Source organism: Reyranella sp. GW821-FHT14A01, assembly GCF_058803965.1.
Window position 1 is genome coordinate 18,489 of sequence record NZ_JBXAPM010000010.1, and the last position, 13,541, is coordinate 32,029.

The following is a 13,541-nucleotide window of genomic DNA, read 5'->3' on the forward strand; positions in this document are numbered from 1 at the left end:
AGAAGTCTTCATGGTGAACGCAGACTTCGCCATGCAATCGTGTTGCACATGTCCTGCTTCGCGCGTAGTTCATTCAGGCACTGGCATTCGCAATAAGGATTGATGGGCATGAAGCTCAAGTCGATGGCATTGGATGAGTTGATCGGGATGCGCGCGCAGATCGAAGCCGAGATCGAATTGCGCGTTTCGAGGCAGCGCTCCCAGTTGATCGAAGCTATTGCCGAACTCCGTGGGACGATCCCGGGCAAGTCCAGCACTGGGCGCAATGGCAAGGCGCATCCACTCAAGGGACGGGCGTTGCCGCCGCTCTACCAGAACCCAAAGAACGCCGATGAGACGTGGGCCGGCCGTGGCAATCGGCCGAGGTGGCTGACCGCCGCTCTCAAGAGCGGCAAAAAACTGGAAGCATTTGCGATTAAGTAAGATTCAACGCGCTGAAGGCCTATTCTAAGGGCAAAGCGGCGGAGGCGCTGGCCGGGAGGGCGGTTCCGCATCGAGCGAACGCAGGAAGGCCACGAGATCGGTGCTCTGCTCCGTCGTGAGACCGAGCGGTCGCACCAACGGCGTGCCGTCACTGTGCAGGCGATCCGGGCTTACCTCCGAATAGTGCTTGACGACGTCTTCCAGCGTCAGAACGCTGCCGTTGTGCATATAGGGTCCGCCGCGACCCACCTGGCGCAGGCCGGGCACGCGGAACTCGCCGAAGTTCGTATGCTGGCGCTGGACGTGACGCGTGCGCCGCGTGTTGTTGCCGGTCGCGTCGTCGTTGTACTTGCCCAGCAGGTTGAACGGGCTGGCCGCCAGCCGCCCCAATCCGCCAAGCCGGCCCGGATCGACCTCGCCCGGCCGCACGAAGAACGGAATGCCGATGTCGCCGAACTCCCCGCTCGTGAAGCGCGGACCGAGATGGCAGAGGTTGCAGTTGGCCGTACCGATGAACAGTTTCAGGCCGCGTTGCGCCGCGAGCGGATAACGGGCGGCACCGTCGCGATCACCCGCCACCAGAGCATCGCGAAATTCATCGAAAGGTGTGCGCGGGCTGACGAGAGTCGCCTGAAAGGCTGCCAACGCCTTGGCCGTATCTACCATTAAGCGTTCGCCATCGCCGTCAGGTTTGCGGCCGAAGGCTTTTTCGTAGCCACAGGCGAGCGCGGCATCACCTCGCAACAGGTCGGCCGCTTGGGTCGGGCCGCCATTCATCTCGCGCGCATCCAGCAGCGGCCGGATGCTCTGCGCCCAGAGCGAGTCGCCTGCTCCGTCCCAGCCGAACCAATGGAGGTACCCCACATTCCACAGAGACGGCGTGCGCCGATCGAGTTCGACTGCTCCCCGTGCCTTGGCAAGTCCGTCACTCCACTCGCGGCCTGCCTGATGACAGGTGGCGCAGCTCATGCGGCCATCGCCGGAGAGTCTTGGCTCGTTGAAAAGATGCTCGCCGAGCGTGATGCCCGCCGGCGTGCCCGACACACGGTTCGACGGATCGCGGACGGCAGGTGGCGGCCACGGCCCGTGCTGGCCGACCGTTCGCACTTCCTCCGATGACCAGTCGAGCAGTTGCTGCGAAGAGACGCCGCCAGCCCAGACGACCAGCAGCGACGCCAACAGCAGGAGCCTTGTCACTTGAGGATGATGTCGTGCGTCAGGCGCTCGCTTTCCTCGCCCGCGCGCACGTCGAAAGTGATCTCCCAGCGGCCGGGCATGTGGAACAGCATTCCCTCGGCCCGGAAGCGGCCGTCGCCCTTCGACACGATGCTGGGACGATAGTTCATGAGATGGCGATGCTCGGGCATGCTGGCATCGACCGCCAGCAACTCGGCCGGATCGCCGCTCTTGGTGCACACATTGAGGACAAGCGCGAAGGGCTCGCCCACCTCGATGCGCAGCGGATCGGGGCGGAACGCCATCAGGTAGTGATCGGAATAGACCACCCAGCCCGTGCCGCGGCCGAGATCGAGCGGACAGTCCGCCCAGGCCGGCGTCGCCAGGCACAGTCCCAGCAACGCGGCGGCCAGCTTCATTGCGCGCCTCCGAACAGCCGGTCGCCGTTCTCATAGGCGATCTTGCGCGCGACCTCGGGCGGCAGGTCCGAGAGCCACTGCCGCGACCAGCGGGCATTCTCGATCACATAGTGCCAGCGCTCCGGCGTGAAGGTGTCGCTGCCCAGCACGAAACGGTCGGGAAACTCGATGAACAGCTCACGCCAGCCCGGCGCCACCTTGCCGTTGGAGACATGCGACGTGAGGAAGGCGAGATCGCACCACAGCGTCGGATACCGGCGCAGCATCTCGCGGACTTTCTCGGGGCGCTCGAAACCCGAATGCGCCCACAGGACCTTGGCGGTGGGGTCCTGCTGGAAATGCCGCGTCACGGCATCGGCATCGGAATGCGAGTGCAGGAAGAGCCCATATTGCTTTGCCAGTTCGACGACGCGCCGCACGTTGGGCAGGTCGGCATCGGCGCCGTAGATGTGGAACTCGCCGATCGCCATGTACTTGCGCTTGGACAGGAGATCTTCGAGGTACGGGATCAAGGTCGGGTCCTTGGCCCAGGTCGAGATCTCGCCGCGCGAGCGATAGGGCCGCAGCTCCGGCACGATGGTGCCCGGCGCCACGTCCTGCAGCATCTTGGTACCCTCGTTGTTCGAGCTCGACACCATCGCGCGCTTGATGCCCGCCTTCTTCAGGATCTCGACCACTTCCTTCGGCGGCACGACCGACCAGGCGTCGTGGCTGTAGTGCATGTGCGCGTCGAAGATCGGCAGCTCGTCGGCCGCCCTCACGGTGGAGACGCCGGCGGCAGCGATCAGGACAAGGACGAGAGAGAAGAGGCGCATCGTTGTTCCTTCAGCGACCGGCCTTGGGCGGACAGGCATAGTTGAAGCTAATCGAGATGCGTTCGCCGGAAAAGTGTGCCGGCGGTACCTCGTGGCGCAGCCAGCTCTCGAACAGCACCAAGTCGCCGTCATGTGCCGCGACGTTCACGAAGGCTTGATAGGCCTCCGGCGCATCCACACGACGCGGCGGTGCTGCCATCTGATGGGCGAGCCGCGGGTCCTCGAACTTGAGCGCCCCTGCCCCCCTCGGCACGGACACGTAATAGGTGCCGCTGATGAAGGAGGTCGGGTGGAGGTGCATGGAATGGACCGTGCCGGCCGGCATGACGTTGGCCCAGCAGTCGGTCATGGCGAGCGTCCGGCCCGACAGATCGTAGTGCAGATCGCGGGCGAAGGTCTTCACATGCGGGTCGATGCGCCGGCGCAGCCGCTCGAACAACGACGAGATCAGGTGGAGGCGGTCCAGGGATCCATAGGAGGTGTACCCGCCGAGATAGTGCTTGGCCGACCAGCGTTGCCCCGCGGCGTCCGAGGCCGCGAGCGACTGGCATTCGTCGGCGAGATCCTGGTTGAAGCGGCCCCAGCGCCGGTCGACGAGCGATTCGCGATAAACAAGGGTCGGAAACAGGGCACGGCTCGTCATACGGCGATTATCGATGATGCGGGCGTCACGTGCTATGCTTTCCGCATGCTGACCGAACGACAAATCGAGGCCTATCGCCGCGACGGCTATCTGGTCATCCCGCGCCTGATCGAGGGCGAGCAATTGGCCGAGCTGCGCTCCCTCACCGACCGGCTCGTCTCCGAGGCGCGTGGCGTCTCGGCCAACGACGAGCTCTACGATCTGGAGCCCAGCCACAGCGCCACGATGCCGCGCGTGCGCCGGCTGAAGCCCGCCATGTTCAAGCGCCATGCCTTCTTCCGTGACCTGGCGCGCGATCCCAAGATCACGTCCCTCCTGTCGCAACTCATCGGCCCCGCCATCCGCCTGCATGGCGGCAAGCTCAACATGAAGTCGGCGGGCTACGGCTCGCCGGTGGAGTGGCACCAGGACTGGGCTTTCTATCCGCACAGCAACGACGACGTGCTGGCGATCGGCATCTATCTCGACGATTGCGACGAGGCCAATGGCCCCCTGATGGTCGTGCCGGGTACGCATCACGGCCCGGTCCACGACCATCATGCCAACGGCCGCTTCTGCGGCGCTTTCGATCCCGAGGCCAGCGGCGTCGATGTTAACAAGGCCGTGCCGCTGATGGGCCCGGCCGGCTCGATGACCATCCATCACGCGCGGCTGGTGCACGGCTCGGCGCTCAACCGTTCCAATCGCCAGCGCCGTCTCCTGCTGCACGAATACGCCGCCGCCGATGCCTGGCCGCTGATGGGTGTCGCCAACTTCGACGAGTTCAACAGCCGCATGGTGCTGGGCGAACCGACGATCGAGCCGCGCGTGCGTCCCGCTCCGGTTCGCATGCCCCTGCCGCCGGCCGATCACCAGGGCTCGATCTACGAGAACCAGCGCGGCTCGGGCCGCCGGTTCTTCGAAACCTACGAAGAGAAGGCCGCCGTTGCCGGCTAGTCCGGCCGTGATGATCACGCGGCGGAGCGCCTTGGCTGCCGCCGGTACGTTGCTCGCCACAGCATCCGCGCGGGCTCAATCCGCCCAATGGGCCGACTGGCTCGGCACCTATTCCGGCACCGCCCGCTTCTATCGCTCGATCCCGCTCGAGGACATCGTCCCGACCCCGAAGGTGCCGCGGGAGGAATACGATGACGGCACATCCTTTGCCGTTCACTTCGCGGTGCGCTCCGTCGACGGCAATGCCGCCGTCTGGCTGCGCATCGACAGCGGGCCTATGCAAACCGACGAGCGCGGCGAGACGCTGGTCTTCGGTCCCGTCACCGACGGCGTGGCGCTGCTGGGTTCGGCCGATGCGCGCGCGATGCCGCGCTCCGCGAGTTTGACGGTGCGGCCGAATCGGCTCGCCACCGAGGCGTTGTTCACCCACGCCGACGGCAGCTTTTGGCGGCGTTATTTCACCGCCACCTTCACGTCGGTCGGCGCCGACGTGATTCTGTGGGTCTTCGACGCCGCCGGAACGCGCGCCCGTACCTGGCGCGGCGCCACTGTCCGGCGGGCGTAAGGCCTACTGCGGCCGCGGCCCGACGTAAGTCGACTGCGGTCGGATCAGACGCCCGCCCTTCTCCTGCTCGAAGATGTGGGCGCACCAGCCCGCAGCGCGACCGACGGCGAACAGGGCCGTGAAGGCACTGCGCGGCACCTCGAGCGCTTCCAGCAGGAGCGCCGTGTAGTATTCGACGTTGGTGTCGAGCCGCTGCTTCGGCTTGTGCTTGCGCAAGGAAGCGATGGCGCTGCGCTCGACCTCGACGGCGAAGGCCAGCCGGCCCGCCGTCTGCGGCAAGGTCGCCACCGTGTTCTTCAGTACGTCGGCCCGGGGATCGCGCTTCTTGTAGACGCGATGGCCGAAGCCCATCAGGCGCGTGCCCTTGGCGAAGGCATCGTCCAGCCACGCCTCGGCGAGCTCCGGCGTGCCGATCTCGTCGAACATGTCGAGCACCGGTCCCGGCGCGCCGCCATGCAGCGGGCCCTTCAGAGCGCAGAGCGCTGCCAGCACCGAGGAGATCAGCCCGGCGCGGGTCGAGGCGACGACCCGCGCGGTGAAGGTCGAGGCGTTGAAGCCGTGATCGGTCACGGTCGCGAGATAGGTGTCGAGCCCCTTCTCGAAGGCCTCCTCGGCACGCTTGCCACGGATCATGCGCAAGAGATCCTGCGCCGTCGTGAGCGACGGGTCCGGCGCGAGGGCCGACTTGCCTTCGGAAGCCCGCAGCAGCGCCGCCAGGAAGACCGGCAGGGCGCCGCAGACAAGATAGTGGTGCGGCATCGGCTCGGAATCGGCCAGCATGCCGAGGCCGACCCTCAGCCCCTCGACCGGATTGAGGCCCTTGGTGGCCGTCAGCAGCTTCGGCACCTCGGCGAAGGCACGGACGCGCGCCGCCGCGAAGCCCTGCCGGACGCCCGCCTCATCGCCACCGCCCTGGGCGAAGCCGTCCCACAGGAGGGCGGCGACGCCCTCGAAGCCCCTCGTCTTGACCAGATCCTCGATCGCCTGGCCGCGGACGATCAGCCGGCCGGCCTCCCCGTCCACCTCGCTCATCACCGTATCGGCCACGATCACACCGTCGAGACCGCTGTCCACCCGTGTCTGCAGCATCGCAAATCCCCTTGCTGTTACGGGCTCAACATTCGATCCGGTATATGTATTGTCAATATTGACTCATTTAATCCATAATAAGAAATGGCAACGGAATGGTTGAGTTCGAAGGAAGCGGCGGAGCGACTCGGCGTCTCCGCCGCCACGCTCTACGCCTATGTGAGCCGCGGTCTGCTGCGCTCCGAGGGCACGAACGGGCAGCGTGAACGGCGGTACAAAGCCGACGACGTCGCCCAGCTGAAGCGTCGCCGCGACGTCGGCCGCAAGGCCGAGTCGATCGCCGCCAATGCGCTCGACTTCGGCACGCCCGTCCTCGAATCGTCGCTGACGCTGATCGAGAACGGCCGCCTCTTCTATCGCGGCCAGGACGCGACGCGGCTCGCGCGTAACAGCTCCCTGGAGCAGGTCGCGCAGCTCCTCTGGGACTGCGACGACCGGCCCTTCGCCGCGCGCAACCTGCCGCCGATGTCGGCGGCGCTGCGCAGCGCCTGGCAGGCCGCCGCGGCCCTGCCGCCGGTCGATGCCTGCCTCGTCCTCCTGCCGGCCGCGTCCCGCTGGGATCATCCGAGCTGGGTCGAGGATCGCGCCGCCATGCTCGAAACCGGCGCGCGCATCCTGCGTCTCCTCGCGGCAGCCGTGACCGGCCAGCCTTTGTCGGACAGTCCGATCCACGAGCAGGTCGCCGCCGCCTGGAACGTGCCGGCCGAGCACGCGACGCTGATTCGCGCAGCGCTCGTCCTGTCGGCCGACCATGAATTCAACGCCTCGGCCTTCGCCGCCCGCGTCGTCGCCTCGACCGGCGCCAATCTCTACGCCTCGACCATGGCCGGACTGGTGGCGATCAACGGCCCGCGCCACGGCGGCCTGACGCGGCGCGTGGCGCGTCTGCTGCTCGACCTCAAGGAAGTGGCCGACATCGATGCCGAACTCGCCCGCCGGGTACGCGAACGGATCTACGTCCCCGGCTTCGGCCACCCGCTCTATCCCGACGGCGATGTCCGCGCGGCCGCCCTCTTCGCGATGATGCGAGAACTGGCGCCCGGCTCCGCAGAGCTGGCCTTCGCCGAGCGCGTGGCATCTGCCGTCGAGCAGCAGATCGACCGCAAGCCCAACGTCGATTTCGCGACGGTCACGTTGGAACGCGTGCTTGCTCTGCCGAAAGACTCGGCGTTGGCGCTGTTTCTTCTGGGACGTACGGTCGGTTGGATCGCCCATGCCATCGAGCAAGCCGCACACGGTGCGCTGATTCGGCCTCGTGCGCGCTATACGGGACCGCGTCCTGGCGCCTGAATTGAGCCCCGTCGGTTATCCACCAAAACGCTTCCTTGCGGGGTCCGCGCGTGCGTGCTTAACGTCGCGCTTTAGTGACAAACAATCGCGCGGGCGTGCCGAGGTTGCCCCACCTTCTCGGCATCGAAGGTCTTTCGCCTGAAATAATTTCAGGTTTGCTCGACCTATCCGAAACCTACATCGACCAGAACAGGTCCGTCGTTAAACGGCGCGACATGCTGGCCGGACGCACCATCATCAACCTGTTCTTCGAGAATTCGACGCGCACGCGCACGAGTTTCGAGGTCGCGGCCAAGCGCCTGGGCGCCGACGTCATCAACATGGATGTCGCCACCTCCTCCGTGCGCAAGGGCGAGACCCTGCTCGACACGGCGATGACGCTGAACGCCATGCGGCCCGACGCCATCGTCGTGCGTCATCATGAGTCGGGCGCCGTCAATCTGCTGTCGCAGAAGGTCAACTGCGCCGTCATCAACGCGGGCGACGGCCAGCACGAGCATCCGACCCAGGCGCTGCTCGACGCGGTCACCATCCGGCGACGACGCGGCAGTCTCGAAGGTCTCCTCGTGGCGATCTGCGGCGACATCATGCACAGCAGGGTCGCGCGGTCGAACATCCACCTGCTGCAGATCATGGGCGCCCGCGTGCGCGTGGTCGGTCCGCCGACCCTGATGCCGACCGACATCGACAAAATGGGCGTCGAAGTCCACTACAGCATGAAGACAGGCCTGAAGGACGTCGACATCGTGATGATGCTGCGCCTGCAGACCGAGCGCATGCAGGGCTCGTTCGTGCCCTCGATCAGCGAATACTTCCATTTCTTCGGCCTCGACCGCGCCAAGCTGCAATATGCCAAGCCCGACGCGCTGATCATGCATCCCGGTCCGATGAACCGCGGCGTCGAGATCGACTCGGAAGTCGCCGACGATCTCGACCGCAGCGTCATCCACGAGCAGGTCGAGATGGGCGTCACCGTCCGCATGGCCTGCCTCGACGCGCTGATCGGCGGCAACCGCAACCAGTTCGGAAACGTGGAATGAGCGGGAAGATCGACAAGGCCGCCCTGCCGCATGCCGGCTCGACCGCCTACATCAACGCCCGCATCGTCGATCCGACGGCCGGCACCGAGTATCTCGGCGCCATCCTGATCAGCGACGGCCGGATCGCCGATTACGGTCCCAACCTCTTCGCCTCCGGCGCGCCCTACGGCATCCAGTCGGTCGACTGCCGCGGCTTCTATCTCGCGCCCGGCATCGTCGACACGCGCGTCCATACCGGCGAGCCCGGCGAGGAGCACAAGGAGACGCTGGAAAGCGCCGGCACCGCGGCTGCGATCGGCGGCATCACCTCGATGGTGCTGCTGCCCGATACCGAGCCGCCGTTCGACGATGCCTCGCTGATCGAGTTCGTCGCGCGCCGTGCCCGTCAGGTGAAGCTGGCGAACATGTACGCCTATGGCGCGCTGACCGTGGGTCTCGAAGGCAAGGAACTGGCCGAGATCGGCCTGCTGACCGAGGCCGGCGCCGTGGCCTTCACCGATGCCGACCACGCCGTGGGCAATGCCCAGGTGATGCGTCGCGCCCTCTATTACGCCAAGACCTTCGACGCGCTGATCGTCCACCTGCCGCAGGAACCCACCCTCTCCGGCGGCGTCATGACAAGCGGCGCGATGGCAACCCGGCTCGGCCTCTCCGGCTCTCCGCCGCTCGCCGAAGTGATGATGGTCGAGCGCGACATCAGGCTGGCCGAGATGACCGGTGGCCGCCTGCACCTCACCAAGATCTCGACGGCGGAGTCGGTCGAGGTGATTGCCGCCGCCAAGGCGCGCGGCCTCAGGATCACCTGCGACACCGCCGCGCCCTACTTCGCGCTGAACGATCTCGCGGTCGGCGACTACCGCACCTTCGGCAAGCTCGTGCCGCCGCTGCGCGCCGAGAAGGATCGCCTGGCCGTCGTCGAAGGGCTGAAGAACGGCACGATCGACGCCATCGTCTCCGACCACCGGCCGCAGGATCCCGACAGCAAGCGCGTGCCCTTCGCGCAGGCCGAGCCGGGCGGCATCGGCCTGGAGACGCTGCTGCCGATCTCGCTGGAGCTGGTCCATGGCGGCCATCTCACCCTGCCGCGTCTCTTCCAGCTCCTGTCCAGCACGCCCGCGTCGCTGTTCGGCCTGCCGGCCGGCAAGCTCGCCAAGGGCGCGCCGGCCGATCTCGTCGTCTTCGACGCCGACTATGCCTGGAAGATCGATCGCGACGACCTCTGGAGCAAGACCAAGAACTCGCCGTTCGACGAGCGCCCGGTCCAGGGCCGCGTCATGGCGACCATCGTGGGCGGCCGGACGATCTACCGCGACGACAGTTTTGCGACAGCGGTTGCCGCCTGACGCGCCTTCAAACGGCCACTTGGTCTGATATGGTCGTTTCGTCTTTCAACGGGGAACCGATGATGCTCCGGCACTCACTTCTTCTCGGCGTCGCGACCGTCGCGCTCGCCGGCACGGCCAACGCCCAGCCGCGCGGCGGGTCGCGCGACGACCTGCTCGACACGCTGACGCGGCATATCCAGATCTGCGGCGAGATGACTGAAACCCAGGCACGCCTGTCCTGCTACGACCGCCTGCAGACGCAGGTTGGCGGCGTGCAGGCCCCCGCAACTCCGACGCCGACGCCAGCGCCGACACCGACGCCCTTGCAGGCAGCCCCCACGCCGATACCTCCGTCGACCATGCCGAGCACCGGCTCCTCGATCAGCTCGGCGCCGCTCACGCCCCAACCGCTCGGCGTCCCTGGCGGCGGCACGGCAAGCCTGGGCGGCCCGCAGCCGCTCGGCGCGCCGGCGCCCACCGGGCCGACGGCCGCGCCCTACGATCCCAATGCCGCATTCGACCCGAGCGCCTCGACCTACCGGCCGCCGGAAGCCATCGGCCCCAAGCCGCAGCCGCAGGTGCGCCGCAGCGGGCCGCGCCCGGTGCCGACCTTCTCGACGCCGCAGCCGCTGGTCACCATCGGTGCCAACAACCTGACCTACGGCCCGTCGCGCTACTGGCAGGTCACGATCGTGCTGAAGTCGAACACCCAGCGCGCCATGGACACACAGGCGGTCTGCACCTTCATGAACGGCAACCGCTCGCTGGAGGACGCCTATTACGGTCCGGTGTTGATCCAGCCGGGCGAGCAGATCACCACCGAGCTGATCGGCCCGCCGACCACGGCCTATGTCGATTCGACCAACTGCAGGCTGCTGAGCCCGTAGGAACCGACGATGCTGTCGACGCTGATCCTGCTCGCGGGTCCGTTCCTGATGGGCTACCTGATGGGCTCGATCCCGTTCGGATTGCTGCTGACGCGCGCGGCCGGTCTCGGCGACATCCGCAACGTGGGATCGGGCAATATCGGCGCCACCAACGTGCTGCGCACCGGCCGCAAGGGCCTCGCCGCGGCCACCTTGCTGCTCGATGCGCTGAAGGGCGTGGTGGCGGTGCTGATCGCCGACCAGGTTGGCCAGATCCCCGCCGTCGGCGCCGCCGCGGGCGCGGTGCTGGGCCACATGTTCCCGGTGTGGCTGGGCTTCAAAGGCGGCAAGGGCGTCGCCACGACGCTCGGCATCATGTGGGGCCTGTCCTGGCCGGTTGGCGCGGTCGCCTGCGCGGCCTGGCTGCTGATTGCCGCCGCCTTCCGCTACTCCTCGCTGGCCGCGCTGCTCAGCGTCGTGATCGCCGCGATCGCGGCCTGGTTCCTTACCGATCCCCGCGCCGCGATGCTGCTCACGCTTCTTGTGCCCCTGGTCTGGGTTCGCCACCACGAGAACATCGCGCGACTGCTCAACGGCACGGAATCCAAAATCGGCGGCGGCAAGAAGCAGGCGACCTGAGCTACTTCTTCGCGGCCTTGCCGTCGTAGCGCCTTGCCCACTCCGCCAGGATACGCGTGCGGTTCTCCGACGCCCAGGCGAAGTCGTTCTTGATCATCGAAGCGGGCACACCCGCCGGATAGTCGGGGATGTTGCCGGTGACGCCTTCCATGGCGACCTGGCTGACGAACGAGGCGTAGAGTTCGTTCGCCTTGCGGCTTGCCGCGAAATCCATGAGACGCCGCGCCGCTTCCGGCTTTTTCGTGCCGCGCAGGATGGCGGCCGCATCCATGTCCCAGCCGCCGCCCTCCTTCATCATCAGCCCCTCGATCGGGGCCCCCTTCTGTCGGGCGCTGGCCGCCGCCAGCTCGTAGGAAATGCCGACGGGAAATTCACCCGACGCCGCCTGACGGCAGGGCCTCGTGCCGGAATGTTCGTAGACGGCGATGTTCTCGTGGAGCCTGTCCATGAACTCCCACGCCTTGGCCTCACCGAACATCTGGATCCAGGCCGAGACATGGAAGTAGCCCGTGCCTGAGGAAGCCGGATGCGGCATCGTCAGCTTCCCCTTGAAGCGCGGGTCGAGCAGGTCGAACCAGGATTGCGGCCTGGGCAGCGAGAGCTTCGGTGCCTCGATGGTGTTGAAGCAGACGGCGGCAACCCACGCTTCCATGCCGACCCAGGCCGGCGGATTGGCGGGATCGCGGAACGCCGGCTTGATCGCCGCGAGGTTCTTCGGCGCGTAAGGCTCCAGCAGACCGCGCTTGTCGAGCATCAGCATCGAAGTGACCGCCAGGCCCCAGATCGCATCGGCGCGCTGCTGCCCCTGCTCGGCCAGGATCTTCGCGGTGATCACGCCCGTCGAATCGCGGTTCCACTGGATCTCGATATCCCGGTTCTCGGCTTCGAACGTCTTCTTGAAGTCGTTGAGGTTCTCGATCTCGAGCGTCGAATAGACTTCGAGGCGCGTGCGATCCTGCGCCGTCGCAGTCGACGCCACCAGCATGCCGACGATCGCCAGCCACCATCTCGTCATCGTCCGTTTCCTCGAAGCTTTTGCCGCAGCCGAGCTCCCGGCCTCACATGGCTCATATATCCATCCCGCCGGTGCAGGTCGTCGCCATTCCTGTCATAGCAGCGGCGCATGAGTGTTTCCTCGTCCCGCGGCCTGCCCTGGGCAGTGATCGGCGCTGCCTGCCTGGGGTCCTTCGCGGCGACCTCGAGCGGCACCACGCGCGCGCCGTTCCTGCTGGAGATGTCGCACGACCTCGACGTCGCGATGCCACTGGTTGCCAACCTGGTCTCCCTCACGGCGACCGCCTGGGGCATCACCTCGGCGCTGGGCGGCTGGATGTCGGATGTTCTTGGTCGTCGGCCGATCCTGATCGCCGCACCCTTTGCGCTTGCCCTCACGCTGGTGGCGCAGGCGGCGGCCGGCTCCTTCTTCTGGGTCGCGGTGTGGGCGGCGGTGGGCGGCGGTTGCTCCGGCGCCTTCACCGGCGTCGTCTTTGCCGAAGTCTCCGCCCGCGTGCCCGACAGCCAGCGGGGCCGGGCGCTCGGCTGGGTCATGAGCGGTCAGTCGCTCACTCTTGTCGTCGGCATCCCCATGGCAGCCGCCGTCGGCTCGGTCTTCGGCTGGCGTGGATGGCTCCTGTGTGTCGCGGGCCTGTCGCTTGCGGCGATGTTGAGCCTGTTCCTGAGCGTCGGCCGCGGCAGTGCGGGACACACACGCGGCGGCGCGCGCCCGTCGATGCGGGCCGCGCTCTCGCGGCGGGTGCTGGGCCTGCTGGGCACCGGCGTCGCCGAGCGCATCTGCTACGGGCTCGCGGTGGTCTACTTCGCGACCTTCATGCAGGTCACCTACAACATGACCCTGCTCGAACTCGCAGCGCCGCTGGCGGTGTTCGCGCTGGGCAACATCGCCGGCACCGTGGCGGGCGGCCAGCTCGCCGATCGGCTGCGCGACCGGTTGCTGACCTTCGCGGTCGCCATGGCGCTGTCGGGCCTGGCCGCGCTGCTCCTCTTCACCTGGCATCCCGGCCCGACCGTTTCGGTGGCGGTGGGCTTCGTTTACGTGCTGCTGAATGCGCTGGGGCGTCCCTCCTACATGGCCTCCCTCGCCTCCGTGCCGGAGGATGTCCGTGGGACCGTGCTCGGCCTGAACGGCACCTCGGCCAGCGTCGGCTGGATCGGTGCCGCCGCCCTGGGCGCCGCGATGATCGGCTGGGTGGGCTTCGAGGGGTTTGGCCCCCTCATCGCCCTGCTGGCCCTGCTCGGCGCACTGGGTGCGTTGCTCAGCCGTCGCAGCCGGTCCTAGGGACGGATTGCTACTACTG

15 protein-coding genes are annotated in these 13,541 nt (G+C 67.1%); 9 read left to right on the top strand and 6 right to left on the bottom strand.

Features of this window, described 5'->3' with window-relative positions; genetic code table 11:
* Nucleotides 1-108: 108 nt before the first annotated feature.
* Nucleotides 109-423: an H-NS histone family protein gene (locus AC1ROX_RS18270; protein ID WP_493127702.1), complete on the top strand. Its 315-nt coding sequence runs from the start codon at nt 109-111 to the stop codon at nt 421-423.
* A 24-nt stretch (nt 424-447) separates the two neighbouring features.
* Here AC1ROX_RS18270 and AC1ROX_RS18275 read toward each other — a convergent pair whose 3' ends face one another.
* Genes AC1ROX_RS18275 through AC1ROX_RS18290 form a run of 4 tightly spaced genes read right to left on the bottom strand, consistent with a single transcriptional unit; the run spans nt 448 to nt 3,476 of the window.
* Nucleotides 448-1,602: a cytochrome-c peroxidase gene (locus AC1ROX_RS18275; RefSeq protein ID WP_493127703.1), complete on the bottom strand. Its 1,155-nt coding sequence runs from the start codon at nt 1,600-1,602 to the stop codon at nt 448-450.
* A 14-nt stretch (nt 1,603-1,616) separates the two neighbouring features.
* Nucleotides 1,617-2,018 (bottom strand): hypothetical protein, encoded by a 402-nt coding sequence (locus AC1ROX_RS18280; RefSeq protein WP_493127705.1) that lies wholly within the window; start codon nt 2,016-2,018, stop codon nt 1,617-1,619.
* A complete protein-coding gene (locus tag AC1ROX_RS18285) occupies nt 2,015-2,833 on the bottom strand; it encodes an amidohydrolase family protein (protein WP_493127707.1) in 819 nt (272 codons plus the stop codon). The genes AC1ROX_RS18280 and AC1ROX_RS18285 overlap by 4 nt, the downstream gene beginning before the upstream one ends.
* Nucleotides 2,834-2,843: 10 nt before the next feature.
* Nucleotides 2,844-3,476: a TIGR02466 family protein gene (locus AC1ROX_RS18290; protein WP_493127709.1), complete on the bottom strand. Its 633-nt coding sequence runs from the start codon at nt 3,474-3,476 to the stop codon at nt 2,844-2,846.
* Nucleotides 3,477-3,521: 45 nt separating this feature from the next.
* Between AC1ROX_RS18290 and AC1ROX_RS18295 the strand changes: the two genes are divergently transcribed.
* Nucleotides 3,522-4,412, top strand: a complete 891-nt coding sequence (locus tag AC1ROX_RS18295; protein WP_493127711.1) for a phytanoyl-CoA dioxygenase family protein — start codon at nt 3,522-3,524, stop codon at nt 4,410-4,412.
* A gap of 31 nt (nt 4,413-4,443) precedes the next feature.
* The gene (locus AC1ROX_RS18300) at nt 4,444-4,977 is read left to right on the top strand and encodes a hypothetical protein (protein WP_493127712.1); all 534 of its coding nucleotides are present in this window, start codon (nt 4,444-4,446) and stop codon (nt 4,975-4,977) included.
* A gap of 3 nt (nt 4,978-4,980) precedes the next feature.
* Here AC1ROX_RS18300 and AC1ROX_RS18305 read toward each other — a convergent pair whose 3' ends face one another.
* Nucleotides 4,981-6,066 carry a citrate synthase/methylcitrate synthase gene (locus AC1ROX_RS18305; protein WP_493127714.1) on the bottom strand — a complete coding sequence of 362 codons (1,086 nt, stop codon included), beginning with the start codon at nt 6,064-6,066 and terminating at the stop codon, nt 4,981-4,983.
* Between the two features lie 99 nt (nt 6,067-6,165).
* On the opposite strand from AC1ROX_RS18305, the gene AC1ROX_RS18310 reads away from it, so the two are divergent.
* The 5 genes from AC1ROX_RS18310 to plsY all read left to right on the top strand — a co-directional run bounded on the left by AC1ROX_RS18310 (nt 6,166) and on the right by plsY (nt 11,226).
* Nucleotides 6,166-7,356: a citrate synthase gene (locus AC1ROX_RS18310; protein ID WP_493127716.1), complete on the top strand. Its 1,191-nt coding sequence runs from the start codon at nt 6,166-6,168 to the stop codon at nt 7,354-7,356.
* Nucleotides 7,357-7,430: 74 nt separating this feature from the next.
* A complete protein-coding gene (locus tag AC1ROX_RS18315) occupies nt 7,431-8,396 on the top strand; it encodes an aspartate carbamoyltransferase catalytic subunit (RefSeq protein WP_493127718.1) in 966 nt (321 codons plus the stop codon).
* On the top strand, nt 8,393-9,739 hold the full coding sequence (gene pyrC, locus AC1ROX_RS18320; RefSeq protein WP_493127720.1) for a dihydroorotase: 1,347 nt from the start codon (nt 8,393-8,395) through the stop codon (nt 9,737-9,739). The genes AC1ROX_RS18315 and pyrC overlap by 4 nt, the downstream gene beginning before the upstream one ends.
* A 59-nt stretch (nt 9,740-9,798) precedes the next feature.
* Nucleotides 9,799-10,608 (top strand): hypothetical protein, encoded by an 810-nt coding sequence (locus tag AC1ROX_RS18325; protein WP_493127722.1) that lies wholly within the window; start codon nt 9,799-9,801, stop codon nt 10,606-10,608.
* A gap of 9 nt (nt 10,609-10,617) precedes the next feature.
* On the top strand, nt 10,618-11,226 hold the full coding sequence (gene plsY, locus AC1ROX_RS18330) for a glycerol-3-phosphate 1-O-acyltransferase PlsY (protein WP_493127723.1): 609 nt from the start codon (nt 10,618-10,620) through the stop codon (nt 11,224-11,226).
* A gap of 1 nt (nt 11,227) precedes the next feature.
* On the opposite strand, the gene AC1ROX_RS18335 is transcribed toward plsY, so the two are convergent.
* Nucleotides 11,228-12,241 (bottom strand): putative 2-aminoethylphosphonate ABC transporter substrate-binding protein, encoded by a 1,014-nt coding sequence (locus tag AC1ROX_RS18335; protein ID WP_493127724.1) that lies wholly within the window; start codon nt 12,239-12,241, stop codon nt 11,228-11,230.
* A 108-nt stretch (nt 12,242-12,349) separates the two neighbouring features.
* Here AC1ROX_RS18335 and AC1ROX_RS18340 point away from each other — a divergent pair, with 108 nt between their 5' ends.
* Complete coding sequence (locus AC1ROX_RS18340; protein ID WP_493127725.1) at nt 12,350-13,522, top strand: MFS transporter; 1,173 nt, start codon at nt 12,350-12,352, stop codon at nt 13,520-13,522.
* Nucleotides 13,523-13,541: the final 19 nt, after the last annotated feature.

Excerpts from the sequence above, each read along its gene's own strand:
- AC1ROX_RS18270 (WP_493127702.1), top strand. The coding sequence starts at position 109 with ATGAAGCTCAAGTCGATGGCATTGGATGAGTTGATCGGGATGCGCGCG.
- AC1ROX_RS18280 (WP_493127705.1), bottom strand. The coding sequence starts at position 2,018 with ATGAAGCTGGCCGCCGCGTTGCTGGGACTGTGCCTGGCGACGCCGGCC.
- AC1ROX_RS18285 (WP_493127707.1), bottom strand. The coding sequence starts at position 2,833 with ATGCGCCTCTTCTCTCTCGTCCTTGTCCTGATCGCTGCCGCCGGCGTC.
- AC1ROX_RS18290 (WP_493127709.1), bottom strand. The coding sequence starts at position 3,476 with ATGACGAGCCGTGCCCTGTTTCCGACCCTTGTTTATCGCGAATCGCTC.
- AC1ROX_RS18295 (WP_493127711.1), top strand. The coding sequence starts at position 3,522 with ATGCTGACCGAACGACAAATCGAGGCCTATCGCCGCGACGGCTATCTG.
- AC1ROX_RS18305 (WP_493127714.1), bottom strand. The coding sequence starts at position 6,066 with ATGCTGCAGACACGGGTGGACAGCGGTCTCGACGGTGTGATCGTGGCC.
- pyrC (WP_493127720.1), top strand. The coding sequence starts at position 8,393 with ATGAGCGGGAAGATCGACAAGGCCGCCCTGCCGCATGCCGGCTCGACC.
- AC1ROX_RS18325 (WP_493127722.1), top strand. The coding sequence starts at position 9,799 with ATGATGCTCCGGCACTCACTTCTTCTCGGCGTCGCGACCGTCGCGCTC.
- plsY (WP_493127723.1), top strand. The coding sequence starts at position 10,618 with ATGCTGTCGACGCTGATCCTGCTCGCGGGTCCGTTCCTGATGGGCTAC.
- AC1ROX_RS18335 (WP_493127724.1), bottom strand. The coding sequence starts at position 12,241 with ATGACGAGATGGTGGCTGGCGATCGTCGGCATGCTGGTGGCGTCGACT.
- AC1ROX_RS18340 (WP_493127725.1), top strand. The coding sequence starts at position 12,350 with ATGAGTGTTTCCTCGTCCCGCGGCCTGCCCTGGGCAGTGATCGGCGCT.